The sequence below is a fragment of the Bradyrhizobium sp. CCGUVB1N3 genome (genome assembly GCF_024199925.1).
Classification (GTDB): domain Bacteria; phylum Pseudomonadota; class Alphaproteobacteria; order Rhizobiales; family Xanthobacteraceae; genus Bradyrhizobium.
In genome coordinates, this window is record NZ_JANADR010000001.1 from 5,960,216 (window position 1) to 5,986,190 (window position 25,975).

Here is a 25,975-nt window from a genome sequence, read left to right on the forward strand (position 1 = left end):
CGTTTTGCTTGGCAAAACAAGCCTCAATTCGCTATACGGCGAACAGGGTGGGCTGCCGCAGACTGTGCCCCAGTCCAGGCGGTGCCGACTCGGCACAAGTGCCAAGTCTAAGAAGATTTGGGCTTGTACCGACGCCGGACTAGCAAATTTGTTGTTTCTCTGGAGTTTTGGGCCAGCCGCCGGCTACCCCGCCGGGCCAGGCAGATGGAGGAGATTGACGGCACATGCGGAGCGCGTCGGGAGGTCCCCGCGTCTTGTTGAGACGGCTCCGCGAAACCATGGCGGAGCAGGTCTCGGCCCAGGAGCGGCTGGACAAGATCGTGGTGCTGATCGCCGCCAACATGGTGGCCGAGGTCTGCTCGGTCTATGTGCTGCGCGTCGACAACACCCTCGAGCTCTACGCCACCGAAGGCCTCAACCGCGAGGCGGTGCACCATACCGTGCTGAGCGCCCATGAGGGCCTGGTCGGCCTCGTCGCCAGCGAGGCGACCCCGCTCAATCTCAGCGACGCCCAGAGCCATCCGGCCTTCTCGTTCCGTCCCGAGACCGGCGAAGAAATCTACCACTCCTTCCTCGGCGTGCCGATCCTGCGCGCCGGCAACACGCTCGGCGTGCTGGTGGTGCAGAACCGCGCCAAGCGCACCTATGTCGAGGAGGAGCTCGAGGCGCTCCAGACCACCGCCATGGTGCTGGCGGAACTGATCGCCTCCGGTGAGTTGTCCGCGTTGGCCCAGCCTGGCCTCGAGCCGGCGGCACGGCACTCCATGCAGAAGGTCGGCGCGATCCTGTCCGAGGGCATCGCGCTCGGCCATGTCGTGCTGCACGAGCCGCGCGTCGTCATCAAGGACTACATCGCCGAGGACCTGCCGAGGGAAATCAAGCGGCTCGACACCGCGCTCGCCAAGCTGCGCTCCGACCTCGACCGCATGCTGGAGCGCGGCGACGTCGCGGAAGGCGGCGAGCACCGCGACGTGCTGGAAGCCTATCGCATGTTCGCCAACGACCAGGGCTGGTCGCACAAGCTGCACGAAGCGGTGGCGACCGGTCTGACCGCGGAAGCAGCCGTCGAGCGCGTGCAGTCCGACACCCGCGCGCGGATGCTGCGCTCCACCGACCCCTATTTGCGCGACCGGCTGCACGATCTCGAAGACCTCGGCTATCGCCTGATGCGACAGCTTGTCGGCCAGGATCACGCGCCCTCGCGCGAGCAACTGCCCGACAACGCCATCGTCATCGCGCGCGCGATGGGGCCGGCGGCGCTGCTCGATTACGACCGCAAGCGGCTGCGCGGCATCGTGCTGGAGGAAGGCACTGCCAACTCGCATGTCTCGATCGTGGCGCGCGCGCTCGGCATCCCCGCGGTCGGCGAGGTGCCGAACGCACCGGGTATCGCCGATCCCGGCGACGCCATCATCGTCGACGGCACCTCCGGCTCGATCTATGTGCGGCCCTCGCAAGAGATCGAGGCGGCCTATGCGGAACGCGTGCGTTTCCGCGCCCGCCGCCAGGCGCAGTATCTGGCACTGCGCGACCGGCCCTGCGTCACCAGGGACGGCGAGGCGGTCGAGCTGATGATCAACGCGGGTCTTGCGATCGACCTGCCGCATATCGACGACACCGGCAGCGCCGGCATCGGCCTGTTCCGCACCGAGCTGCAATTCATGGTCGGCCAGAGCCTGCCGCGCACCAGCGACCAGCTCGCGCTCTATCGCACCGTGCTCGACGCCGCCGGCACCAAGCCCGTCACCTTCCGCACCCTCGACATCGGCGGCGACAAGGCGCTGCCCTATATGGAGGCGGTGATCGAGGAGAATCCCGCGCTCGGCTGGCGCGCGATCCGGCTCGGCCTCGATCGTCCCGGCCTGCTGCGCGGCCAGATCCGCGCGCTCTTGCGCGCCGGCGGCGGCCGGGCGCTGCGCGTGATGTTCCCGATGATCTCGGAGGTTGCCGAATTCGATTCGGCGAAAGCGCTGGTCGAGCGCGAGCTGACATACTTGCGCCAGCATGGCCACACGCTGCCGGAGCGCATCGACATCGGCACCATGGTCGAGGTGCCGGCGCTGCTCTACCAGCTCGACGAGCTCCTGAAGAAGGTCGACTTCATCTCGGTCGGCTCCAACGATTTATTCCAGTTCCTGTTCGCGGTCGATCGCGGCAATGCCAAGGTCTCGGAGCGCTTCGACACCATGTCGGCACCGATCCTGCGCGTGCTGCGCGAGATCGTGCGCAAGTCCAAAGCCGCGCATAAGTCCGTCTCGCTGTGCGGCGAGATGGCGTCCAAGCCGATCGGCGCGCTGGCGCTGATCGCGATGGGTTACCGCTCGCTGTCACTGTCGGCGACCGCGCTCGGGCCGGTGAAGGCGATGATCCTCGACCTCGATGCCAAGAAGGCCGGCGCGATGCTCGATCCGCTCCTGGACGCGCCGACCGGCACCGTCTCGATCCGGCAGAAGCTGACGCAATTTGCCGAGGCCGAAGGGCTGTCGTTGTAGCGGGCCGGTCCGAAAGCCGTCCCGCTCGCCCCTTGCATCTGAGACCTGATCGATGTCGTCACTCCCTGAAACCAAACTGGACGTCCTCCTTGCACATCATGCCTCTCTCGAGGCCGAGTCGCTCGGCCAGCTCTCCTCCGAGCGTTATGTGCAGGTCACGCGCGAGCTCGCCGAGATCAGCCCGCTGATCTCGGCGGTGAAGACCTATCGGTCTGCGGTGAAGGAGCTCGCCGATACCGAGGCGCTTATCGCCGATCCCGCGACCGATACCGAGATGCGCGGCATGGCGGAGGCCGAGCGCGACGAGATCTCGCCTAGAATCGAGGATCTCGTGCAGAAGATCCGCGTGGCACTGTTGCCCAAGGACGCCATGGACGACCGCAACGTGGTGCTGGAAATCCGCGCCGGCACAGGCGGCGACGAGGCCTCGCTGTTCGCCGGCGATCTGTTCCGGATGTACGAGCGTTTTGCCGCCTTGCAGGGCTGGAAGGTCGAAGTGATCTCGGCGAGCGAAGGCACCGTCGGCGGCTACAAGGAGATCATCGCCGAAGTGCAGGGCCGCGGCGCGTTCTCCAAGCTGAAGTTCGAATCCGGCGTGCACCGCGTGCAGCGCGTGCCCGACACCGAGACGCAAGGCCGCATCCATACCTCCGCCGCGACCGTCGCCGTGCTGCCGGAGGTCGAGGATGTCGACGTCGAGATCAAGAACGACGATCTGCGCATCGAGACCATGCGCGCGCAGGGCGCGGGCGGGCAGCACGTCAACAAGACGGAATCGGCGATCCGCATCACCCACATTCCGACCGGCATCGTGGTGATGATGCAGGACAGCCGCTCGCAGCACAAGAATCGCGCCTCGGCGATGAACATCCTGCGCTCGCGCATCTACGACGCCGAGCGCCAGCGCGTCGATGCGGCGCGCTCGGCCGACCGCAAGGAAAAGGTCGGCTCCGGCGACCGCAGCGAGCGCATCCGCACCTACAATTTTCCGCAAGGGCGCGTCACCGACCACCGCATCAATCTGACGCTTTACAAGCTGCCGCAGGTGATCGCGGGCGAAGCGCTGGGCGAGCTGATCGATGCGCTGACCACGGAGCACCAGGCGGCGCAGCTCGCCGCGCAAGGCGCGGCGGCCTGACGCGTGCGCACCCCCTTCACCGGACAGACCATCGAGAACGCGCGGCGCGCGCTGGCGGCGCAGCTGCGATCCGCGGACGTCGAGGAGGCGGAGCTCGACGCACGCATTCTGCTCGGGGCCGTGCTCGGCCTCGATCTCACCGGTCTCATCACGCAAGCGGCCCGATCGCTGACGCCAGCCGAGGCCTCGCAGCTCGCACGATATGCACAGCGGCGCGTGGTGGGCGAACCGGTCGCGCGCATTCTCGGGACCAAGGAATTCTGGGGCCTTCCCTTTCAGCTCTCGGACGCAACGCTGGTGCCGCGGCCCGACACCGAGACCGTCGTCGAGCTGGCGCTGGAGATTTTTCGCGAACGGCCCGCCTCTGGACGGCCGCCGCGGATCGCCGATATCGGCGTGGGGTCAGGCGCGATCCTGCTGGCGCTGTTGCACGAGATTCCGGATGCGTTCGGCGTCGGCACCGATGTCAGCCTGACCGCGCTCGGCACCGCGAAGGCCAACGCCACAGCGCTTGGCCTCGCCGACCGTTCCGCCTTCATCGCCTGCTACTACGCGGCCGCGCTCGCGGGACCCTTCGACTTGATCGTATCGAACCCGCCTTACATTCCTTCGGGCGACATCGCGAATTTGAGCGTCGAGGTCCGCGACTACGATCCGCGCCTCGCGCTCGACGGCGGCAATGACGGCTTCGACGCCTACCGCGCCCTGATACCGCAAGCGGCCGAGCTTCTTGCTCCCGGCGGAGCCCTGGTGGTGGAGGCCGGACAAGGTCAGGCACGCGGCATTGAAACCTTGATGGCGGCTGCGGCGTTAGAGGTTGAGAGGCCGCCCAAGGCTGATCTGGCGGGCGTCTTAAGGGCCGTGTCGGCCCGAAAAATGCCCCCATAAAAGCCCGATTGGGTTGCAAAAACCTCTTGGAATATCCCGTGGGAACGACTACGTTTCGGTCAAACATCGGTGCCGGCCCCGTAGACCTACGGGCGACTGCCGGGCTCTCGAGGCGAGAGCTGCACTGTATTGAAGGTTCCAAGCCGCAGGTTCTGTTAAGCGCGATGGCCCGTGGAGCTGCGCTGCTTTCCGACCGCAAAGTGAACGAAAGCCTGATATTGCGCTTGAAGATTTACGCAAGAAACCAGGGCTTGTTTCGGCAGGCAGAATGAATGGGTTCGCCGGCGATAGGCGCTGGCGATGGGGAACGCGTCTTGGTTGAACGCGAAGGTCAGCGACATCGGCAGGGACCTTGGTCGGGACTTGGGCAGGGATGCGAGCTGCGCGCGGCGCGCGCGCCAAACCTGCGCCGCAGCAATTTTGGTCACTCTCAACAGCAGTAACGCGTACAAACTTTTCAAGGGCTGGAATTAAAGGCAGGACATGAGAAACGGTCAGAATAAGCAGCGGATGCGCAACCGGAATAACAACAACAACAACAACAATAACCGGCGCGGCCAGAACCCGATGACCCGGGTTTACGAGTCCAACGGACCCGACATCAAGATCCGCGGCACCGCCTCGCATATCGCCGAGAAATATCTCCAACTCGCGCGCGATGCGCGCTCTTCCGGCGACCCGGTCGCGGCCGAGAACTACTACCAGCACGCCGAGCATTATTTCCGCCTGATCGCCGCCGCTCAGGAGCAATTCCGCCAGAACCAGCAGCCGCGCGGCGGTGAAGAAGTCGTCGTCAGCAACGACGACAGCGAAGACGACGGCGAGAGTTTTTCGAACTTCGGCCAGGAGCCCGGCTTCGTCCCACAGCCCCAGCAGCAGCCCTATGTTCGCGACCGCGACCATCAGCGTGACCACCAGCAGCGTGGCGAGGGCCAGCCCTATCAACGCGACCAGCAGCAGCCGCGCGAGCATCGCGATCGCGACCACCGTCCGCAGCCGCAGTATCAGGCCCAGCCGCAACCGCAGAACCAGCCGCAGCCGGTGATTGCGGATGCCGGCAGCGTCGATCGCCTGCCCTCCTTCATCACCGGCGCGCAGCCGCAGATCAATGGCAGCCAGGGCGGATTCGAAGGCGGCGGTGGCGGCGAACGCTATCCGCGGCGGCGCCGCCGGCCGCATGGCCCGCGCCCCGACCGCGAGGCAGCGCCGGCCGCCGCATCGAGCGACGATCTCGCGCCCGGCGAGTAAGCCGCAGAGCCCACTTCGATTTATCCGACATGAAGAACGCCCCGGCCCGCCGGGGCGTTTTGCTGTCAGCTCCGCGTCACCGTCGTCGAGGACGGCACCAGCACGGGCTTCAACGAGGGGATCAGCCGCGCGCGCTCGCGCTTCGCCGGGATCACGCGATAGACCTGCTTGGTCGCCTCCACGATGTGCACGCCGGCAAACGGCAGCGACAGCGCGACACCCGCGCGCTCCCACATCAGCGCCGACTTCAACAGCCAGCGGCCGGCATAGGGCGGCATGAACAACGCCTCGCCCCAGGCGGTCGGCGTGAACCAGGTCTGGCGCAACAGATCGGTGATCTGTGTGCGCGAATATGGCCGGCCGTGGCCGAAAGGCGTGTTCTCGGTGCGCGTCCACACCCCGCGCCGGTTCGGAATCACCGCAATCACGCGGCCCGATGGCGCCAGCACCCGCCACACCTCGCGCAGCAGCGCCGCCGGGTCATCGCAGATCTCGAGCGCATGGACGAGCAGGATGCGGTCGACCGCGGCATCCGGCAGCGGCAGCGATAACTCATCGACCAGCGAGGCCAGCGCGGGCCGGCCCGTCGGCCATTTCAGCACGCCCTGGGCGGCCGGCATGAAGGCGATGCAGCGCTCGGCATCCTCGCGGAACAGGCCGAGATAGGGGGTGGGATAGCCGATGCCGAGGACTCGCTGCCCTTCCGCACCCGGCCAGCGTTCCTTGATCCCGCGATTGATCAATTGGCGCGCCACGATCCCGAGGCGGCGCGAGTAGAAGTCACGCAGATCAATGACATCGATGCTCATGACCGCAATGTAACATGCGCCCGGCGGCCCGGGCGCGCGGAATATTGCATTGCCTGCGCAACGTTAACGCCATATCTGTTTGCCGGGGCTGAGCGCGATGGAGATGTCATGGCCGCCGAAATTCGTACTTTCACCTGTTTAAACGACAATTTCGGTTATCTGATCCACGATACGGAAACCAAGGCAACCGCCTCGATCGACGCGCCGGAAGCCGGGCCGATCCTGAAGGCGCTGGAGCGCGAGGGCTGGACGCTCACCGACATCCTGATCACCCATCACCATGGCGACCATGTCGGCGGCGTCGCCGAGCTCAAGCAGAAATATAACTGCCGTGTCGTCGCGCCGCACGACAAGACGACGAAAATCGCCAATGTCGATCTGCGCGTCGTCAACGCCGATGTCATCAAGGTCGGCAGCCTGCTCGCGCGCGTGCTGGAGACGCCCGGTCATACGCTTGACCATATCTCCTACGTGTTCGACGCGGAGAAGACGGTGTTCGCCGCCGACACGCTGTTCTCGATCGGCTGCGGCCGCGTGTTCGAGGGCAACTACCCGATGATGTGGGATTCGCTTCTGAAGCTGCGGGCGCTGCCCGATGACTTCAAGCTCTATTGCGGCCACGAATATACCGCCTCCAACGTCAAGTTCGCGCTCACCATCGAGCCTGACAATCCAGCGCTGCAGGCCCGCGCGGCGGAGGTGACCAGGCTCCGCGCCGAGAACAAGCCCACGATCCCCTCACTGCTTGGTGATGAGAAGCGAGCAAATGTGTTCCTGCGCGCCGATGACCCCTCGGTTGCAGCCAAGCTACACATGAAGGGCGCCGATGGCGCCATCGTGTTCGGCGAATTGCGCGAACGCAAGAACAAGTCCTGACGGGGGAGTAATGCCGACCGCTGCCGAGATCATCGCGCGTCTTGAACTGCGACCCCATCCCGAAGGCGGACATTACCGCGAGACGTTTCGCGATCAGAGCACGGACACCAACGGGCGGTCGCGCTCAACCCTGATCTATTTCCTGCTCGCCCGCGGCGAGCGCTCGCACTGGCATCGCATCGATGCGGTAGAGACCTGGCACTACTATGCCGGAAGCCCGTTGACGCTACGCATCGCGCATGAGGGCTGCACGCAGCACGAGGTACGTCTCGGCACGGACCTCTTGGGCGGCGAGCGGCCGCAAGCGATCGTGCCGGCGCATGCCTGGCAGATGGCCGAGACATCGGGCGAATGGACACTGGTCGGCTGCACAGTGGCGCCGGCCTTCGAGTTCGCGAAATTCGAGCTCGCGCCGAAGGGCTGGGAGCCTTAAAGGCAATCGGAAATCGGGTGGGAACCGCGGGTCGCACGCCCTATCACGCCGCTCCTCACAACAGGAGCGACGGATGCACGGCACTTTCGACACTTCACACATTCAGATCGAACCGGCCATTCTCTATTTCGGGACGCCGGTCGTCCTGGTCGGCACGACCAATGCGGACGGGTCCCACAATCTCGCGCCGATGTCCTCGGCTTGGTGGGTGGGCTGGCGCTGCATGCTCGGGCTCGCGCGGGAATCGCAGACGACCGCCAACATGATTCGTACCGGAGAGTGCGTGCTCAATCTGCCGTCCGCCGATCTCGTCGGTGCCGTCGATCGTCTGGCGCGGACCACCGGCTCTAATCCGGTGCCGCCAGGAAAGGCCTGGCGCGGCTACCGCTACGTGCGAGACAAGTTCGGCGTCAGCGGATTGACCGCGTTGGCGGCGGAGACGGTCGGCGCGCCGCGCGCCGCGGAATGTCCGGTGCAGATGGAGGCCAAGCTCGCGCACGTCCACGACATGGCGCAGGACGACGCCATCTTTCGCGGCCATCTGACCGCGATCGAGATGCGCATCACGCGCGTGCATGCGCATCCCGCCATCATGATGGCGGACGAAAATAACCGCATCGATCCCGACAAATGGCGGCCGCTGATCATGAGCTTCCAGCAGTTTTACGGCCTGACGCCGGAGCGGCTGCAGCGCTCCGAGCTCGGACAGATTCCGGAAGCGATGTATCGGCCGCCGGGCTGGCGGCCTAGCGCGGCCTGATCGGCTTCCACAACACCAGGTCCTTCGCCGCGATCAGGCCGCCGCCGGCGATCAGGATCGCGGCGATCGCGATGTTGGCGCTGGCTTTGGCAAAGCCCGCGGCGATGAGGAATGCCGTCGAGAGCAGCGGCGTCGCGTAGGATGCCGCGCCCAGCACGCGGATGTCGCCGCGCTTCATGCCGATGTCCCAGGCGTAGAACGCAGCGCCCACCGGACCGACGCCCAAGCCGATCACCGCGAGCCATTGCAGCGTGGTCTCCGGCCACACAGTCGTTTCGAGCACGACGTGCATCAATGCCGCGAGCACCGCGGTAACCAGGCAGAAGCCCGCGACCGCATCGGTCGGCACCGCTTTCAGCCGGCGCGACAGCACCGAATAGGTCGCCCACACGAAGGCGGCGATGAAGGCTGCAATCAGCCCCGGCAACTGGCCCGGCGCGAAGCCGGACGTGTTGCCTGCGAACAGAAGCACTGTGCCGACGAGGCCGAGCACGGCGCCGACGACGTGATGCACCGCGAGACGCTCGCCCGGCAAAAAGGAGGAGAACAGCACGATCAGCAGCGGCCAGAGATAATTGAGCAGACCCGCTTCGGCCGGCGGTGCGAAGCGCAACGCGAGGAAATAGAGCGCGTGATAGCCGAACAGGCCGCCGACCCCGACCACCCACACCGCACCCGGCTGGCGCAGGCTTAGCGCCGCTTCGCTGCGGCCGATCCAGGTCAGGAGACCGACGAGGCCGCCGATCACGAACGTCATCGCAGCGAGTTGGAATGCGGGGATCTTGCCGGTCGCGACCGTCATCACCGCAAGCAGGGACCACATCAGGATCGCGGTCAATCCGATCAGCGTCGCGGTGCGGGGAGTCATCAGAGAGGATACCTCGTCATTCCGGGGCGGCTCGAAGAGCCGAACCCGGAATCTCGAGATTCCGGGTTCGCCGCTTTCGTGGCGCCCCGGAATGACAGTGCATGGGCAGATGCCCGGGACAAGCCCGGGCATGACGATGTCACCGATATGATCGGGCGTGATGCTCGCGCATCACACCATGTACTGGCCGCCGTTGACCGACAGTGTCGAGCCGGTGATTGCGCCGGCCTCATCCGCTGCGAGGAACACCACCGCGCGGGCGATCTCCTCGGGCTCGCCCAGGCGGCCGATCGGGATCAGCGGCAGGATCGCCTTCTCCAGCACGTCTTTCGGCACCGCCTGCACCATTTCGGTGTTGATGTAGCCCGGGCAGATCGCGTTGACGGTGACTCCGCCCTTGGCATTCTCCAGCGCGAGCGCCTTGGTGAAGCCGATCTCGCCGGCCTTTGCGGCGGAATAGTTCACCTGGCCGAACTGGCCCTTCTGGCCGTTGATCGAGGAGATGTTGATGATGCGGCCGAACTTGCGCGCGCGCATGCCCTCGATCACCTGGCGCGACATGTTGAACAGCGAGCCCAGATTGGTGCCGATCACGGCGTTCCATTGCTCGACGCTCATCTTGTGGAAGGCACCGTCCTTGGTGATGCCGGCATTGTTGACGAGCACATCGACCGGGCCGACCTCGGCCTCGACCTTCTTCACGCCCTCGGCGCAGCCGTCGAAGGAACTGACGTCCCATTTGTAGACGTTGATGCCGGTCTCGGCCTTGAACTTCTCCGCCGCCGCGTCATTGCCGGCGTAGCTTGCCGCGACCTTGTAGCCGGCCGCCTTCAGCGCCTTGCTGATCGCAGCACCGATGCCTCGCGTACCACCCGTGACCAATGCAACACGTGCCATATTGTATTCCTTCCCTCGACGTTTCCTTGGGCGCTTCTAGAGATTTTAGTGATCGTTTTTACTGACGGATTATGCGGGTGGATTGACGGACATCAAGAACAAAACGCCCGGCGGTGAGCCGGGCGCTTGTCTTTAGTCGAGGCTTACGCGGTTGCGAAGAATATTTGAGTTGCAACCGCTGCCTTTTTAGTCGCGTGCAACGCACATAGCGATGCCCATGCCGCCGCCGATGCACAGCGTGGCGAGGCCTTTCTTGGCGTCGCGCTTCTGCATCTCGTGCAACAGCGTCACCAGCACGCGTGCGCCGGAGGCGCCAACCGGATGGCCGATCGCGATCGCGCCGCCGTTGACGTTGACCTTCGAGGTATCCCAGCCGAGGTCCTTGTTGACGGCGCAGGCCTGCGCCGCGAAGGCCTCGTTGGCCTCGATCAGATCGAGATCGCCGATGTTCCAGCCGGCCTTCTTCAGCGCAAGGCGCGAAGCCGGGATCGGGCCCGAGCCCATGATCTTCGGATCGACGCCGGCCTGCGCCCAGGACACGATGCGCGCGAGCGGCTTCTTGCCTTCCTTGGCCGCCTGCTTCGCGGTCATCAGCACCACGGCGGCAGCGCCGTCATTGATGCCCGAGGCCGAGCCTGCGGTGACCGTGCCTTCCTTCTCGAAGGCGGGACGAAGCTTCGCCATCCCTTCGAGCGTTGCGCCATGTCGCGGATATTCGTCGGCGCTGACGACCACGTCGCCCTTGCGGGTCTTGATGGTGACCGGAACGATCTCGTCGTTGAACTTGCCGGCCTTCTGGGCGGCTTCCGCCTTCTGTTGCGAGGCGACCGCGAACTCGTCCTGCTGCGCGCGGGTGATCTGCCACTGCCGCGCGACGTTCTCGGCGGTGTTGCCCATGTGGTAGCCGTTGAAGGCATCCCACAGCCCGTCCTTGATCATGGTGTCGACGAATTCGAGCGCGCCCATCTTGACGCCGCCGCGGAGGTATTGGGCATGCGGGGCCATGCTCATGGATTCCTGGCCGCCGGCCACGACGATCTCGGAATCACCATTGAGCAGCGCCTGGTAGCCGAGCGCGACAGTACGCAGGCCCGAGCCGCAAAGCTGGTTGACGCCCCAGGCCGGGCTCTCGACCGGAATGCCGGCGGCGATCGAGGCCTGACGGGCCGGGTTCTGGCCCTGAGCGGCGGTCAGGATCTGGCCCATGATGACTTCGGAGACCCGGCCGGGCTCGATGCCACCGCGCTCCAGCGCGGCCTTGATGGCGATGGCGCCGAGGTCGTGGGCGGGAAGGGTCGCGAAGGCTCCGTTGAAGCTTCCGACCGGGGTGCGGGCGGCGCTGACGATGACGACATCGTCTGACATGGGGCATCTCCTGGGGCTTGAGGTTCTTGTAAGAAGGGCAGGCGTACCGTCGAAATGGGCTCGCCAGTCTCGCTTGGCATCCTGTTAACGTCGTTGCGGCATGTCAATCGGCTGGACGCCAGATTCATGCCGCAGCGCATTCAAAATAGCGCATCTGGCGCTTTCGCAAGCAAGTTTTTGCTCTGCAATTAACCGTGGCGCACAAAACGGTAGCGTGAGCCCTTTGAAAATGCTTATTTTGTTGCGTTGCGTACTCTTCCCGCCCTGCGGCATAATCCGCCGGGTTCCCGTTCTCAGCGTTTGCAAGTGAGAGCCCATGGCGAAATCAGACCAACCCACCACCATCAAAAAATACGCGAACCGCCGGCTCTACAATACCGGAACGAGCACCTATGTGACGCTGGAAGATCTCGCCGCCATGGTGAAGGAAGGCGAGGATTTCCTGGTTTATGACGCCAAGACCGGCGACGACATTACCCGCTCGGTGCTCGCCCAGATCATCTTCGAGCAGGAGAACAAGGCCGGCCAGAACCTCTTGCCCACCACCTTCCTGCGCCAGCTGATCCGCTTCTACGGCGACAGCATGCAGATGGTGGTGCCGAAATATCTGGAGCAGTCGCTCGCGACGCTGACCCAAGAGCAGGAGAAATTCCGCAAGCAGATCGCCAACACCCTGTCCGGCACGCCCTTTGCGCCGCTGGAGGAGCAGGTCCGCCGCAACATGGAGCTGTTCCAGCAGACCTTCTCGATGTTCAAGCCGTTCGCGACCCCACAGCGCCCCGCGACGCCGGAGCCCGAGCCGGACGCGGGCGGCGAGGCGCCGAAGAGCGACAACATCGACGAACTGCGTCAGCAGATGAAGGACATGCAGGAGCGCCTCGAGCGGATGTCGAAGAAGGAGGAGTAGGCTCCTCCACCCCCTCACCTGCCAGCCCATGGGCTGTCCCTGCGTCGTTATCGTATCGAACATTTCAACGCACACCGCTGTCATGCCCCGCGCGAAAGCGGGGCATCCAGTACGCGGTGGCTTCTCCGTATTCGTCGCCGCCTCTGGAATACTGCATCGCCCGCTCCAATGCGCAGTTGCGCACAAGGCGGGCGATGACGCCGATTGTGTGGGACGCACGTACCACAAGCACGCCATTGCGAGCGCAGCCAGCTCGCATTTCAAAAGGCTCCGGCAACCTGCCGTTGGCGCGACGTCATTTGCCTGACGATCAGTTGCAGAATCCGCACCGGCCGTCACGGTCCGTAAACTAAGGCGCTTAAGACAATCTTCCCGGATGACCGCTTAAGCTCCGCCTCGCCGATTACGCCCGTTCATTGTCCCGCTCCTGACCAAGCGCCTTGCCGATGACGACGCCCAGCAAGACAGAGCCGCGCGCGAGCGTTCAGCACGGGCCCGAAGCCCTGCTTGCGTTGAGCCAGCTTGCGCTCGACCGCATGGAGCAGGGCGTCTGCGTCTACGATTCCGACAACCGGATCGTGCTGTTCAACCGCCGCTATCTCGATCTCTTCAATCTGTCGCCCGACGTCGTGCGGGTGGGAGCGAGCTATCGCGAGGTGCTCGCGCACAGCGCTTCGCTCGGCAATTTTCCGACGAGCGAGGTCGACAATCTCTACAACGAACGCATCGCCCTGATCGAGGCTGGCCAGGCCTTCAGCACAGAGCAGCGGCTCTCCAGCGGCTTCGTCCTGGCGCTCGATCTGAAGCCGCTCCCCGAGGGCGGCTGGATGACGATCTGCGACGACGTCACCCGCCTCGACCGGCTCGAGGCCGAGCTGCGCGTGCAGACCGAGCGCAGCCAGCATGCGCTCACCAACATGTCGCACGGTCTCATCATGTACGACGCGGAAGGCAGCGTCGTCGTCTGCAACGAGCGGTTTCTGCGCCTCTACAACCTCGACCCCGACATCGTGAAGCCCGGCGTCTCGCACAGCGACGTGATCGCGCACTGGGTCTCGCGCGGCAATCTGCCCGGAATGCCCGCGAAGGAATTCCACGACAGGCGGATGAACGACGTCCGCAGCAAGAGCTCGGACGTCGTGCTCGTGATGCGCTACGACGGTCGAATGGTGCAGGCGATATCGCGCTTCCTGCCCGACGGCGGCTGGGTGACCGTGCACGAGGACGTCACCGAGCGGCTGCGCTACGAGGAGGCGTTGAAGCAGCAGAACTTCATGCTTGACGCGGCGCTGGAGAACATGGCGCACGGGCTCGCCTTCTACGACGGCGACATGCGGCTCAAGGTCTGCAACAACCGCTACCGCGAGATCTACCGGCTGTCGGTCGAGGAGGCCAGGCCCGGCACGCATCTCGGCGAGCTGATCGAGCGGTCGATGGCGAATGGCGCCTTCGCATCCGAGTACAGTCCGCAGCAGATCCTCGAAGCCGCCCGCGCGCGCATCGCAAGCCGCGACGACTCGTCGATGCGGCGGGCCATGGCCAACGACACCGTCGTCTCGGTGCGCTACTGCACGTTGCCCGAAGGCGGCTTCGTCGCGACCTACGAGGACATCACCGAGCGCGAACGCGCGGTCGAGGAGCTCAGCGAGCAGTACCGCCGGTTCGACGCGGCGCTGAACAACATGAGCCAGGGGCTGTGCATGTTCGACAGCCACCTACGCGTCATCGTCTGCAACACGCGCTACATCGAGATGTACGGCCTGTCGCCCGACATCGTGAAACCCGGCATCTCCATGCGCGAGATCATGGAGCATAGCTGCGCGCTCGGCATCCACCCGAACACGACGGCGGCCGCACTCTATGCCGACTACCTCGAGCGGCTGCGCGAGGGCGCGCATACGCTGCACCGCCATTTGAGCGACGGCCGCATCATCAAGCTCAACCACACCCGCATGTCACATGGCGGCTGGGTCGTCACCTATGAAGACGTCACCGAGCGCCACAAGACGCAGGCCCGCGTCGCGCATATGGCACGGCACGATTCGCTGACCGACCTGCCCAACCGCGTGCTGTTCCGCGAGAAGATGAGCGAGGGCCTGAGCGAGGTGGCGACGGCCGGCGGCGCGATGGCCGTGCTGTGCCTCGACCTCGACAACTTCAAGACCGTCAACGACCGGCTGGGACACGCCGCCGGCGACCGGCTGCTGCGCTGGGTCGCGGCGCGGCTGAAGGAGCAGGCCGGCGAGCACGCCACCGTGGCGCGGCTCGGCGGCGACGAATTCGCACTGATCCAGCGCGGACCGCAGCCGGAAGCGGCCGAGCGGCTGGCACGCCGCCTGATCGAGATCATCGGCCGTCCGCCGCCGCTCGAAAACCAGTCGATCCATGTCGGCGTCAGCATCGGTATCGCACTTGCGCCCGATCACGGGTTGGACACGGACGAGCTGATGAAGTGCGCCGACCTCGCGCTCTACGGCGCGAAGGCCAAGGGACGCGGCGCCTATCAGATCTTCGAGCCCGCGATGGAGGAAGAGGCCCGCGCGCGGCATGCGCTGGAGGCAAATTTGCGCGGCGCGCTCGAGGGGCGCGAATTTCATCTGATGTTCCAGCCGCAGGTCCGCCTCGACACATCCGAACTGACCGGCTTCGAGGCGCTGCTGCGCTGGAAACATCCCTCGCGCGGCATGGTCTCGCCGGCGGAGTTCATTCCGATCGCGGAGGAAACCGGACTGATCGTTCCTATCGGCGAATGGGTTTTGCGCACGGCGTGCGCGACTGCGGCAGGCTGGCCGGACATGAGCATCGCGGTGAACCTGTCGCCGGTGCAATTCCGCGCGCGCGGCCTCGTCGCCATGGTCACGAGCGCGCTTGCGGAGGCCGGCCTTGCGCCGCATCGGCTCGAGCTCGAGGTCACCGAGACGGCGCTGCTCGACGACAGCGAGGCGACGATCGAGATCCTGCATCAGCTCCGCGCGTTAGGGGTGCGCGTCAGCCTCGATGATTTCGGTGTCGGTTATTCCTCGCTCAGCTATTTGCGCAAGTTTCCCTTCGACCGCATCAAGATCGACCGCTCCTTCGTCGGCACGCTCGGCGAATGCCCGGAAAGCATCGCCATCGTCCGCACCATCGCCAGCCTCGGCGCGGTGCTCGGCGTCGAGACCACGGCGGAAGGTGTCGAGACCTCCGACCAGCTCGACTTCGTCCGCGAATGCGGCTGCACCGCCGTGCAAGGATTTTATTTCGGCAAGCCATGCCCGGCCGCGGAAGTCGGCCGCGCGATCGAGCGGCTGAGCGCAATCAGGCAGGTGGCGTGAGGTGCCTCTTCCCTTCTCCCCTTGTCTTGTGGGAGAAGGTGGCGCGAAGCGCCGGATGAGGGGTTGTTTCCGCGCACTCAAATCGAGAGACGTCCTCGCGGAGAGAACCCCTCACCCGTCTCGCCGCTACGCGGCGAGCCACCCTCTCCCACAAGGGGAGAGGGGAAGAGAGCGGCCGCCGCCACACAATTTCGACATCCTACCCCGCAGCGGGCACCACGCTGTCCTGCGACGTGCCCCACGGGCGCTCGGCTGAGGCGAGGCCGATCAGGCGACCCTGGATGTAATCACAGCCCCAGTCGCGCAGCATGTTGGCTGCTTCCTCGTCCTGCACCCATTCGGCGACCGTCTTGATGTCGAGACGGCGGGCGAGGTCGATCAGGGTCTGCACGAAGGCGCGGTCGTCGGCGGAACGGGTGATGTTCTGCACGAAGGCGCCGTCGATCTTGACGATGTCGACGCCGAGCTTGCGCAGGTTGCGGAACGAGGTGTAGCCGGCGCCGAAATCGTCGATGGCGATGCGGCTGCCGAAATGCTTGAGACGGCCGACGAAGGCGCGGACGTCGTCGATGTCCTGAATCGCGACCGTCTCGGTGATCTCGACGATCAGCCGCTCGGCAACGCCCGGATGGGCCTGCATCAGCGATTCGATCGACGCCCACCAGTCGGGATCCATGGTGGTATCAGGCGAGATGTTGAGGCTGAGCCTGACCTCGGGCGAGGCGGCAAGCTCGGCGACGACGAGCTCGAGCACGCGGTGATCGACGAGGCGGATGAGGCCGAGACGCTCGGCGACCGGCACGATATCGGGCGCGAGCAGCGTCCGCCCGTCGCCCTGCTCCATCCGCACCAGGCATTCATAGAATGCCCTGTCGCGCGTCGCGGCCGAGACCACCGGCTCATAGGCGAGCACGATGCGGCGATCGTTCAGCGCGGTGACGATCTCGTCGGTGACGCGGATGTTGACGCGGCGCTGCGCGTCGCGTTCCGCATTCGGCCGCCAGGTGCCGAACGAGCCGGCGCGGCGGCGTTTGGCGGCATCCAGCGTCTCATGCGCACGGTTGATCGCTTCATCGGCGTTGCGGGCGTAGCGTGGAACGCTGACCGCGCCGATCGAGGCGGTGACCGAAACCGGGCCCGACTTGGTCGGCACCACCTCGTCGCGGATGCCGGCGAGGAAGCGCTCGGCGGCGACGTTCATGTCGTCGACGGTGCAGTTCTTCAGGATGAGGCCGAACTTGTTACCCGAGAAGCGGCCGAGCACGTCGCCGCCGCGAAGCCGCGCGCGAATGCGCTTTGCCACGTCGAGGATCACGGCGTCGGCAACGTCGAAGCCGAAGGCGTCGTTGACACGGGCGAGATGGTCGATGCCGACCAGCATGAAGGCCGATGCCGAGCGGAAACGAGTCGATTCTTCGATCGCCTCCGCAAGCGCCGCGATCAGGTGGGTGCGGTTGAGCTCGCCGGTCAGGGGATCAAGCCGGGCGAGCTTTGCAAGCTCCTCGTCGCGGGCGTGGCGCTCATTGTTGATGCGGACGGCGCCGATCGCACGGACCGGCCGGCCATCGGGACCCGCGAACCAGCGGCCGGTCTCCTCGATCCAGACCACGGGATCGGAGGCGCTCATGCGCACGCCATATTCGGCCCGGTAGGGCGTGCCGCCGGCGCCGTGCACGGCCGGCGAGTGGGCCAGGGCGGCCGTGCGCAGCGACTGCGACGGCTCGATCAGCCGGGCGAATTCCGCGCCGGTCGCCAGCCGCTCGGCGGGGATGTCGGGGAAGACTGAGCCGACCTGCTCGCCCCACTGAATCGCATCGCTCGCGATATCCCAGATGAAGACGGCCTCGCCAAGGGAGGCCAGGATGTCGGAGGCTTGCGGCAGGGCAGCGGTCAAAGGCGCCTCGTTTCGGGACAGCAAAGACGGTCTCACGCTCCTGAGGATAGAGCGAGATTCGGCTTTCACCCTAGGCAAAGTTCATAAACAATTTGGAAACCACGTTTCGAAACTGGTCCGGAACCAGAACGGCCCGGCCGGCATAGACCTTGCGAGTACCTCACACGCACGGCGGCCCGCGTCCCGAAACGCGACAGTCTCGCCGGATTTTGAGCCGGATTAACGGTGTTTGCGATGGTGAGTGCGGATCGAGCAGCGGAAGCGGAAGGCGGCACAGGGACCGCCCTTGTTCCGCTGACCCCGACGCTCGAATGGGCGCACAAGGTGGTGGTGCTGCCGCGCCCGGACCCGAGCTTCGTCACCCAGCTCATCGCCAATGCCGAGCACCTGCCGCAGGCAAGCCGGCTGCGCCGGGCGAGCCCTGCCGATGCGAACATGGCCTATGGCCACAAGCGCCCGCTGGGAAGCGTGAGCGCCAGGACGCGCCAGGTGGCGTGAGTTTCTTACCTCACCCCGCAAGCGGGGCGAGGGAGCGCACCGCCGATGCGGCGATGATGGAGCTTCTCGAAGGTCAGCGCGGCGGCGTATCCGGCGATCCCGGCGTGCCGTTGCTCGGCTGGAGATGCGGCGAAGGGATTTCCGGCGAAGGCGCAGCTTGCGGTGCCTTCGGCGCGGGGGGATCCATCAGCACGGATTCGGCGACGGACTGCGCCGATGGCGCGGGTGCAGGAGGCGCTACGGTTGCGGGCTGCGGCGCAGGCGCCATGCGCGGCTCGACGGCCGGCTCCTCCGCCTCCTCCTCGACCTGACGGCGCGCCTTGCGCGGTGCCGGTGCGGCCTCGGTGACATAGGCGCGACGGCGGGTGCGCTGGGCGACGCCGCCGATGAAATCGGCCATCGCCAGCAGCACCAGCAGGAAATAGATGGAGTTGCCGAATTTGGGCCACATCACGAATTCGGCCACGGCCGCGCCGAACACGATCAGCGACAGCAAATGATCCATCAGGAATTTTGCGCCGGGCCGCGCGCCCTTCACGACCTCGAGCAACAGCAGCACGATTCCAAGTGCGAGCAGGAGATCGCCCAGCGTGACCGGCCACGGCTCGCCCGTGATCATCGGCACCTTGAACAGCACATCCGTGAAGGACACGGTGGGCATCAAGAAGACGATGATGTTGTAGACCGCGAGCGGAATGAGAAGCAGCGGGAAACCGACCATCGCGTGTGCGCCTTCCTGATCGAGACGTCCGGGCAGGACAATGCGGCGGCGAAGCGTTTGCTCCGCCGCCGTCACCGTCTTAACTCACTGATTGGCCGAATCCAGGCGAACGAAAAGTCGCCCCGCCTGTCGATACGCCGGCCTCAGGACTCTTTCTTCTTCAAGACCTGCCGGCCCTTGTACATGCCGGTCTTGAGGTCGAGATGGTGCGGACGACGGAGCTCGCCGGAGTCCTTGTCCTCGACATAGGTCGGCTTCTTCAGCGCGTCAGCAGAGCGGCGCATGCCACGGCGCGACGGCGAGGTTTTTCTTCTCGGAACGGCCATTATCAGTATCCTCTAGGGATTGGTGTTCGAGGCATCGTCCGGCCTTCCGGACGGCTCAGCACCCGCAATACGGGGCGAGCTGAATGCCGATCAAGGCCGGGCTTATAGAGGAAGGCTGTTCGTAAAGCTAGGGTTTTAGGCCGGAAAAAGTGCCCGAAATGGGCTCAAAATCCGCGATTTTCCCGCCAGCAGGTCGAAACGGCCTGCGCTCGCGCCATATAGGTCACCGCCAGCCGCCGCACCCCCGGTCCCGGGGTGCGGGCGCTGCGTTTGACCGGGTTTGGCAGAATCGAGGCCAAAAGTCCCGCCTCCCGGGGCGAGAGGTTGGCGGCGGATTTGCCAAAGGCATAGGCGCTGCCCGCTTCGACGCCGAACTGCCCCTGCGGGCCGAGCTCGGCGATATTGAGGTAAATCTCCAGAATCCGCGGCTTGGGCAGGACCAGGTCGATCCACAGCGCCAGCGGAAACTCCAGCACTTTCCGGATGGGGTCGCGTCCCTGCCAGAGGAACAGGTTTTTGGCCACCTGCTGGGTGATGGTGGAGGCGCCGCGGAACGACGTCCCGTCCTCCTGCGCGTCGTCGATCGCCTCGCGCAGTGCGCCCCAGTCGATGCCGTGATGCTTGCAGAAATGGGCGTCTTCAGCGCCGACCACCGCACGCGGCAAATAGGGCGACATCGCCGCCAGGTCGATCCATTGCCGCTGCATCGGCGCGCCACGAAGGGAGCGCCAGGCCATCAGCGTCGAGACCGGGTGGCCGGTGCGGTAGAACGGCGCGATCGCGTAGGGCAGGAGCGCCGCGACGGTCAGTACCAGAGCCAGGATTTTGACGATGCGAAAAATCGACCTTGTCCTGCGCCAAAATGGAAGTGATGAACGGGCCCGGCGATTAAGCCTGTGATAATTCGGGCCTTTTCCAGCAGTTTTAAGGCGTTCCAAATGATTGACGAAGCGGCTCGCATAAAGGCATTGTCCGGCCGAATTTTAGTTCTGGAGCCTTTCTTGATGACCGGCACGCCCCCGTCCGATTTCGCCAAACGCCTGGACAAGACCGCTGACGATACCGAGGCCCTGCTGGCCAGGCTGTTGTCGGACGACATCCTGCCAGACGAGATTGCGCGCCCCAAGCGGCTGATGGACGCGATGCGCTATTCGAGCCTCGGCGGGGGCAAACGCCTGCGGCCTTTCCTGGTGGTCGAGAGCGCCGCGGTGTTCGGCGTGCCGCGCGAGGCTGCCCTGCTGGTGGGCGCCGCGCTCGAATGCATCCATTGCTATTCGCTGATCCATGACGATCTGCCGTCGATGGACAATTCCGACCTGCGCCGCGGACGCCCGACGCTGCACAAGCAGACCGACGACGCCACCGCGATCCTCGCCGGCGACGGGCTTTTGACGCTCGCCTTCGACATCGTCACACGCGACGAGATCCATCGCGACGCCAATGTCCGGCTCTTGCTGACGCGCGCGCTGGCGCGCTGCGCCGGCATCGGCGGCATGGTCGGCGGGCAGATGCTCGATCTCGCCGGTGAAGGCCGCTTCGGCGACCGCGAGCCGGTCGACGTCGCGCGGATCCAGCAGATGAAGACCGGCGCGCTGCTGCGCTATGGGTGCATCGCCGGCGCGATCTTGGGACAAGCCTCCGCGAAGGAGTATCAGGCGCTCGACGATTACGGCCGCGCGCTCGGCGAAGCCTTCCAGATCGCCGACGACCTGCTCGACGTCGAGGGTGATGCGGCCGCGCTCGGCAAGCCGTCGGGCCAGGACGCAGCTCTCGGCAAGACCACCTTCGTCACCCAGCTCGGCATCGAGGGCGCCAAGCAGCGCGTGCGCGACCTGCTCGCACGGGCCGATAGCGCCGTCTCGATCTTCGGCGACCGCGCCGCGGTGCTGCAGGCAGCAGCGCGGTTCGTGGCGGAGCGGAAGAACTGATCGAACGATGACGGACGGCAGCAAAGAAGATCCCGTCCTCGTCCGCTTCCGGAAGATGTCGCGGCCGGTGCGCGTGGTTTATGCGCGGCCGAGGACCTTCATGGCGCTGGCTGCGGGCGTTCTGGTCTGCCTGCTGCTGCCCGACTCATTGCGGCTGGTAACGCGGCTGTTGCTTGGCTGGGACGCGCTGATCACGGTCTATCTCGTGCTGGTCTACAGCATGATGCTGAACCAGGACCACAGCCACATCCGCCGGGCCGCCGTCATGCAGGACGACGGCCGTTTCGTCATCCTGCTGGTGACAGCGGTCGGCGCATTCGCGAGCATCGCGGCCATCGTTGCCGAGCTCGGCACCCATCGCGGCGTCGGCGAGCTGTCGCTGGCGATCAGCACCATCGCGCTGTCATGGGCCGCCGTGCACACGACCTTCGCGCTCCATTACGCCCACGACTATTACCGCCACGCCAAGCCGGGCGGCCTGCAATTTCCGAGCGGCGACAAGGACGACCACGCCGACTACTGGGACTTCGTCTATTTTTCCTTCGTGATCGGCATGACCGCACAGGTCTCCGACGTCGGCATCACCGACAAGACCATCCGCCGCACCGCGACCGCGCACGGCATCGTCTCGTTCATCTACAACACGGCGCTCTTGGCGCTGACGGTGAACATCGCGGCGAGCGCGATCGCGACATAAGTCGATCAGGCGCGCCGGGTCGCTCAGCCCGCTCCAACGTGCCCGCGGTGCTGCGGCAGATTGTCCGTGATCTCGTACCAGGGCGCCTTGGAGCCGACGAACATATGCGCGGTGGGGCGGATCGAGGGATCGTCGAGCAGGGTTCCCATGGTGACGTGGACCCATTGCCCCGCGCGCACCACCGAATAGAGCAGCGAGCCGCAGCGGGCGCAATGTGCGTCGTGGGTCATGTCGTCGCCATAAATCAGCCGCGCATCCTCGCCTGCGACCACGCGGAACTTGTGCCGCTCGATCCCGGCGAACGGCTTGAAGGCTGAGCCGGTGGTGCGGCGGCAGTTCGAACAATGACAATTCAGCGCATAGACGAATTCATCCGCGACGTCGTACTGCACGGCGCCGCAGTAACATTTCCCAGTGAGGCGGCGACGGCTCGTCGTGCTTGTCACGATCTTTCTCCAGCGGGGATGCGCCATGACAATCTAGCGGGTCGGCCCGCCCCTGCCGATCAGCTTTTCGCGAGCAAACCGCTGGCGGTTTGGCAAGCCGCGCCTTACGCTCCCGCGTCGCGCCAACGTGCCAGAGAAGGAGAGAAGCATGGGGTATGACCGTTCGAGCGTCGAGGCCGTCGTACAGGGCTATTTCGACGCGCTCTATGAAGGCGACGCCGACAAGCTCGGCGTGGTCTTCCACCCTTCCGCCGATCTGCGCTGGGTGGAAAAGGGCGAGCTCAAGATCCTGACGGTGCCGGACTGGCTCGCCTGGGTGCGCAAGCGGGCCTCCGCAAAGTCGGAAGGCAAGCCGCGCGAGGATTTCATCGTCACCATCGACCGCTCGGACGACAAGACTGCCTTCATCAAGGTCAAATGCCAACTGCCGCCACGCTACTTCACCGACTATCTCGTGGCGATGAAGCTCGCCGATGGCTGGCAGATCGTGTCGAAGTCGTATCGATATGACCTGAAGGAGTGAGCGCGCGCTCCTCCTCGCAATGACGGCGGGGAGAGATCGTACTCTGCGTTCCCTCCCCCCCTTGCGGGGGAGGGTTAGGGAGGGGGGTGCCACACGGCACGCTCTCTCGGCTCCAGCGCTCGCTGCACGTGCCGTTCTCTCACGACCGATACACCTTTTCCTGCGCTACCCCCCTCCCCTGCCCTCCCCCACAAGGGGGGAGGGAGCACACCGTGCTTCGCTGCGCCACCGTATCTCGCAGGGACGCGTTCACACCAGCGCGATGAGTGACGGTGCCGCCATAGATTTGTCCGAGCCGTCGATGACACCTGTCGCAGATGCATCGTGATCGCACTCATGGGCATCTCCGCAATGCCTCACTCCAATCCCTTCTGAAGGATTCCCATGTTGCTCGATCGTCGTTCGCTGCTCGCCTCGCTGTGCGCGCTGGCCGCAGGTCCCGTATTTGCTGAAGGCGCACCACCTGCGCTTGAAACCTACGAGCGCGAGAGCGGCGGTCGGGTTGGCTTCCATGCCGAAAACCTCAGCTCCGGCAAAAAGCTCGGCTGGCGCGCCGACGAACGGTTTGTGATGTGCTCGACGTTCAAGGCCTCGCTTGCGGCCTGCGTGCTGGCACGGGTCGATCGCGGCGAGGACCAGCTGGCGGCGACGATCCGCTATGGCGAGGCCGACCTGCTCGACTACGCGCCGGTGGCGAAGGAGAACCTTTCGAAAGGCGCAATGTCGGTCGCCGACATGTGCAAGGCCAGCGTCGAGCTCAGCGACAACACCTGCGCCAATCTCCTGCTGGCGCGGATCGGGGGACCGGCGGCACTCACCGCATTCTGGCGCTCGCTCGGCGACACCACCTCGCGGCTCGACCACAACGAGCCCGAGCTCAACCGTTCGCGGCCGGGCGACCCGCACGACACGACCACGCCCGCTGCCATGGCCGGCAACTTCCGCCGCCTCGTGCTCGGCGAAGCCTTGTCCGCGGCCTCGCGCGCAGAGCTCACCGACTGGATGGTGAACTGCAAGACCGGCGCGAAACGGCTGCGCGCAGGTCTGCCCGCGACCTGGAGGATCGGCGACAAGACCGGCAACAACGGCAAGGACGCCTCGGGCGACATCGTGGTGGCCTGGCCAAAACCCGATATGCCGATCCTGATTACGGCCTACACCCAAGGCGGCACGCCGAGCGCCGCGCAGATCGACGCCGTGTTCGCCGCCATCGGGCGGATGGTCACCGAACGTCTGGGATGATCCGGCCGCATTGACCCGCGCGGCGCTTCCTGATCAAGAAAAGGCATCATGGAAGCGAAGTTCCAGATCTTTCTGATTCTCCTCGGCGTGCTCGCAGCCACCGCGCTGGTGGCGCGCCGCTTCAACATGGCGCCCGCCATTCTCCTGATGCTGGCGGGCGTGGGGCTTGCCTTCGTGCCGGGCATGCCGCGGGTCGAGCTGCCGCCGGAAGTGGTGCTGCTCCTGGTGCTACCGCCGCTGATCTACTCGGCGAGCGTCGCCATGAGCTGGCGCGAGTTCAGGAACAATCTTCGCCCGATCGTGCTGCTCGCGGTCGGCTGCGTGATCTTCACCGCGGCGATGGTGGCAACCGCCGCGCATTTCCTGATCGGCATGCCCTGGACCACCGGCTTCCTGCTCGGAGCCATCGTCGCGCCGCCCGACGTGGTCGCGCCGCTGGCGATCGCGCGCAAGCTGCACATGCCGCGCCGCATCCTGGTCGTGCTCGAAGGCGAAGGGCTTGCCAACGACGCCACCGCGCTGATCCTCTACCGCTTCGCGCTCGCCGCGATCATGACCGGCAGCTTCTCGCTGCCGCTTGCGACCGGCGAATTCTTCCTCATCATTGCCGGCGAGGTCGCCTACGGCATCGGGGTCGGCTGGCTCTCCTTGCGCGCCCGCAAATGGGCCAGGGATCCGCAGGTCGAGATCACGCTGTCGCTGATCACGCCCTACCTCGCCTACTGGCTGCCCGAGCATGTCGGCGGAAGCGGCGTGATCGCCACCGTCGCCTGCGGGCTCTATGTGAGCTGGAACGGGCCGCTATGGATTTCCTCGGCGACGCGCCTGCAGGGCATCTTCTTCTGGGACCTCGTGATCTACCTGATCGAGGGCATCCTGTTTCTGCTCACCGGCTTCCAGATGCGCGCGCTCTACGAGCAGTCGAAGGCGTTTCCGCTCGACGAGATCCTGATCGCGACCGGCGTGGTCGTGGTCATCGTGGTGATCGCGCGCTTTGCCTGGCTCTATCCCGCGACCTACCTGCCGCGGATGCTGAGCCCGAGCCTGCGCCGGCGCGATCCCTCACCGCCCTGGCAATGGGTGTTCACGCTGGCCTTCACCGGCGTGCGCGGCGCGGTGTCGCTCGCGGCCGCGCTGGCGCTGCCCTTCGTGCTGTCGGACGGCGAGGCCTTCCCCTATCGCGACCTGATCCTGTTCGTCGCCTTCGGCGTCATCTTCGTCACGCTGGTCGGCGTCGGCCTCGGCCTGCCCAAGGTGGTGCGATGGCTCGGCGTGGCAGACGCCGGCCGCTCCGAGCACGTCGCCGAGCACGAAGCCGAGATCGCCGCACGGCGCCAGGCGCTCGATGCAGCGCTGAGGTCGCTTGATACACTTGCCGAGGAGAAGGAGCTGTCCGACGAGGTGGTGCACCTGTTGCGCGCCCGGCACGAAATCCGCGCCAGCCAGCTTCCCGACTCACTCGACCCGAGCCGCCACGACGTCTCCGCCGCCGGCACCACGCTGACGCGTCAGCTGATCACCGCAGAGCGCAGGTTCATCCACGAGCTGCTGCGTGACGGCAAGATCACCGACGAAGTGCGGCGACGGATCGAGCGCGATCTCGATCTGGAGGAGGCCAGTCTCGCGAACAGGGAATTCCAGAGGGTGCCGCTGTAGCGGCATTCTCCATTGTCGTCCAGGACAAGCGAAGCGCAGATCCGGGACC

General features: G+C 65.5%; 25 protein-coding genes. 15 read left to right on the forward strand and 10 right to left on the reverse strand.

Annotated elements, in window-relative coordinates; genetic code table 11:
• Nucleotides 1–224: 224 nt before the first annotated feature.
• The 4 genes from ptsP to NLM33_RS28470 all read left to right on the forward strand — a co-directional run bounded on the left by ptsP (nt 225) and on the right by NLM33_RS28470 (nt 5,766).
• Nucleotides 225–2,492: a phosphoenolpyruvate--protein phosphotransferase gene (gene ptsP / locus NLM33_RS28455; RefSeq protein ID WP_254101024.1), complete on the forward strand. Its 2,268-nt coding sequence runs from the start codon at nt 225–227 to the stop codon at nt 2,490–2,492.
• A 52-nt stretch (nt 2,493–2,544) separates the two neighbouring features.
• On the forward strand, nt 2,545–3,630 hold the full coding sequence (gene prfA, locus NLM33_RS28460) for a peptide chain release factor 1 (protein ID WP_254101026.1): 1,086 nt from the start codon (nt 2,545–2,547) through the stop codon (nt 3,628–3,630).
• 3 nt (nt 3,631–3,633) lie between these two features.
• The gene (gene prmC / locus NLM33_RS28465) at nt 3,634–4,518 is read left to right on the forward strand and encodes a peptide chain release factor N(5)-glutamine methyltransferase (RefSeq protein ID WP_254101028.1); all 885 of its coding nucleotides are present in this window, start codon (nt 3,634–3,636) and stop codon (nt 4,516–4,518) included.
• Nucleotides 4,519–5,001: 483 nt separating this feature from the next.
• On the forward strand, nt 5,002–5,766 hold the full coding sequence (locus NLM33_RS28470) for a DUF4167 domain-containing protein (protein WP_254101030.1): 765 nt from the start codon (nt 5,002–5,004) through the stop codon (nt 5,764–5,766).
• 65 nt (nt 5,767–5,831) lie between these two features.
• Here the strand turns inward: NLM33_RS28470 and NLM33_RS28475 are convergent, their stop codons facing one another.
• Complete coding sequence (locus tag NLM33_RS28475; protein ID WP_254101032.1) at nt 5,832–6,575, reverse strand: methyltransferase domain-containing protein; 744 nt, start codon at nt 6,573–6,575, stop codon at nt 5,832–5,834.
• A 108-nt stretch (nt 6,576–6,683) separates the two neighbouring features.
• Here NLM33_RS28475 and gloB point away from each other — a divergent pair, with 108 nt between their 5' ends.
• The 3 genes from gloB (at nt 6,684) to NLM33_RS28490 (ending at nt 8,644) form a co-directional block, all read left to right on the forward strand.
• A complete protein-coding gene (gene gloB, locus NLM33_RS28480) occupies nt 6,684–7,451 on the forward strand; it encodes a hydroxyacylglutathione hydrolase (RefSeq protein WP_254101034.1) in 768 nt (255 codons plus the stop codon).
• A gap of 10 nt (nt 7,452–7,461) precedes the next feature.
• Nucleotides 7,462–7,884, forward strand: a complete 423-nt coding sequence (locus tag NLM33_RS28485) for a cupin domain-containing protein (protein WP_254101036.1) — start codon at nt 7,462–7,464, stop codon at nt 7,882–7,884.
• Nucleotides 7,885–7,957: 73 nt separating this feature from the next.
• Nucleotides 7,958–8,644, forward strand: coding sequence for a flavin reductase family protein (locus NLM33_RS28490; protein ID WP_254101038.1), 687 nt, complete (start codon nt 7,958–7,960; stop codon nt 8,642–8,644).
• Here NLM33_RS28490 and NLM33_RS28495 read toward each other — a convergent pair.
• From NLM33_RS28495 to NLM33_RS28505, 3 genes are all read right to left on the reverse strand, one after another.
• A complete protein-coding gene (locus NLM33_RS28495; protein WP_254101040.1) occupies nt 8,631–9,512 on the reverse strand; it encodes a DMT family transporter in 882 nt (293 codons plus the stop codon). The genes NLM33_RS28490 and NLM33_RS28495 overlap by 14 nt on opposite strands.
• Nucleotides 9,513–9,683: 171 nt before the next feature.
• Complete coding sequence (gene phbB, locus NLM33_RS28500; protein ID WP_027524036.1) at nt 9,684–10,409, reverse strand: acetoacetyl-CoA reductase; 726 nt, start codon at nt 10,407–10,409, stop codon at nt 9,684–9,686.
• Between the two features lie 186 nt (nt 10,410–10,595).
• Complete coding sequence (locus NLM33_RS28505) at nt 10,596–11,774, reverse strand: acetyl-CoA C-acetyltransferase (RefSeq protein ID WP_254101042.1); 1,179 nt, start codon at nt 11,772–11,774, stop codon at nt 10,596–10,598.
• Between the two features lie 316 nt (nt 11,775–12,090).
• On the opposite strand from NLM33_RS28505, the gene phaR reads away from it, so the two are divergent.
• Nucleotides 12,091–12,681 carry a polyhydroxyalkanoate synthesis repressor PhaR gene (gene phaR / locus NLM33_RS28510; protein WP_254101044.1) on the forward strand — a complete coding sequence of 197 codons (591 nt, stop codon included), beginning with the start codon at nt 12,091–12,093 and terminating at the stop codon, nt 12,679–12,681.
• 446 nt (nt 12,682–13,127) lie between these two features.
• Nucleotides 13,128–15,995: a PAS-domain containing protein gene (locus NLM33_RS28515; protein WP_254101046.1), complete on the forward strand. Its 2,868-nt coding sequence runs from the start codon at nt 13,128–13,130 to the stop codon at nt 15,993–15,995.
• Between the two features lie 199 nt (nt 15,996–16,194).
• Here the strand turns inward: NLM33_RS28515 and NLM33_RS28520 are convergent, their stop codons facing one another.
• On the reverse strand, nt 16,195–17,889 hold the full coding sequence (locus tag NLM33_RS28520; protein ID WP_254101048.1) for a bifunctional diguanylate cyclase/phosphodiesterase: 1,695 nt from the start codon (nt 17,887–17,889) through the stop codon (nt 16,195–16,197).
• 234 nt (nt 17,890–18,123) lie between these two features.
• Between NLM33_RS28520 and NLM33_RS28525 the strand changes: the two genes are divergently transcribed.
• Nucleotides 18,124–18,387 (forward strand): hypothetical protein, encoded by a 264-nt coding sequence (locus tag NLM33_RS28525; protein ID WP_254101050.1) that lies wholly within the window; start codon nt 18,124–18,126, stop codon nt 18,385–18,387.
• Between the two features lie 73 nt (nt 18,388–18,460).
• Here NLM33_RS28525 and NLM33_RS28530 read toward each other — a convergent pair whose 3' ends face one another.
• From NLM33_RS28530 to NLM33_RS28545, 4 genes are all read right to left on the reverse strand, one after another.
• Nucleotides 18,461–19,108: a hypothetical protein gene (locus NLM33_RS28530; RefSeq protein ID WP_254105909.1), complete on the reverse strand. Its 648-nt coding sequence runs from the start codon at nt 19,106–19,108 to the stop codon at nt 18,461–18,463.
• Between the two features lie 143 nt (nt 19,109–19,251).
• Complete coding sequence (rpmF, locus tag NLM33_RS28535) at nt 19,252–19,434, reverse strand: 50S ribosomal protein L32 (protein ID WP_024509484.1); 183 nt, start codon at nt 19,432–19,434, stop codon at nt 19,252–19,254.
• Between the two features lie 164 nt (nt 19,435–19,598).
• The gene (mtgA, locus tag NLM33_RS28540) at nt 19,599–20,276 is read right to left on the reverse strand and encodes a monofunctional biosynthetic peptidoglycan transglycosylase (RefSeq protein ID WP_254105911.1); all 678 of its coding nucleotides are present in this window, start codon (nt 20,274–20,276) and stop codon (nt 19,599–19,601) included.
• Entirely contained in the window at nt 20,240–20,449 is a 210-nt protein-coding gene (locus NLM33_RS28545; protein WP_254106215.1) for a hypothetical protein, read from the reverse strand. Before NLM33_RS28545 ends, mtgA begins: the two co-directional genes overlap by 37 nt.
• On the opposite strand from NLM33_RS28545, the gene NLM33_RS28550 reads away from it, so the two are divergent.
• Nucleotides 20,439–21,362 (forward strand): polyprenyl synthetase family protein, encoded by a 924-nt coding sequence (locus NLM33_RS28550; protein ID WP_254101052.1) that lies wholly within the window; start codon nt 20,439–20,441, stop codon nt 21,360–21,362. The two genes, NLM33_RS28545 and NLM33_RS28550, sit on opposite strands and share 11 nt — an antisense overlap.
• 7 nt (nt 21,363–21,369) lie before the next feature.
• A complete protein-coding gene (locus NLM33_RS28555) occupies nt 21,370–22,059 on the forward strand; it encodes a DUF1345 domain-containing protein (protein ID WP_254101054.1) in 690 nt (229 codons plus the stop codon).
• Between the two features lie 23 nt (nt 22,060–22,082).
• Here NLM33_RS28555 and NLM33_RS28560 read toward each other — a convergent pair whose 3' ends face one another.
• Nucleotides 22,083–22,532: a GFA family protein gene (locus tag NLM33_RS28560; protein ID WP_371929995.1), complete on the reverse strand. Its 450-nt coding sequence runs from the start codon at nt 22,530–22,532 to the stop codon at nt 22,083–22,085.
• Between the two features lie 121 nt (nt 22,533–22,653).
• Between NLM33_RS28560 and NLM33_RS28565 the strand changes: the two genes are divergently transcribed.
• From NLM33_RS28565 to NLM33_RS28575, 3 genes are all read left to right on the forward strand, one after another.
• Nucleotides 22,654–23,028 (forward strand): nuclear transport factor 2 family protein, encoded by a 375-nt coding sequence (locus NLM33_RS28565; protein ID WP_254101058.1) that lies wholly within the window; start codon nt 22,654–22,656, stop codon nt 23,026–23,028.
• Nucleotides 23,029–23,412: 384 nt separating this feature from the next.
• On the forward strand, nt 23,413–24,270 hold the full coding sequence (gene bla, locus NLM33_RS28570) for a class A beta-lactamase (RefSeq protein ID WP_254101060.1): 858 nt from the start codon (nt 23,413–23,415) through the stop codon (nt 24,268–24,270).
• A gap of 48 nt (nt 24,271–24,318) precedes the next feature.
• Nucleotides 24,319–25,926: a Na+/H+ antiporter gene (locus NLM33_RS28575; RefSeq protein WP_254101062.1), complete on the forward strand. Its 1,608-nt coding sequence runs from the start codon at nt 24,319–24,321 to the stop codon at nt 25,924–25,926.
• The last annotated feature ends 49 nt before the right edge of the window (nt 25,927–25,975 follow it).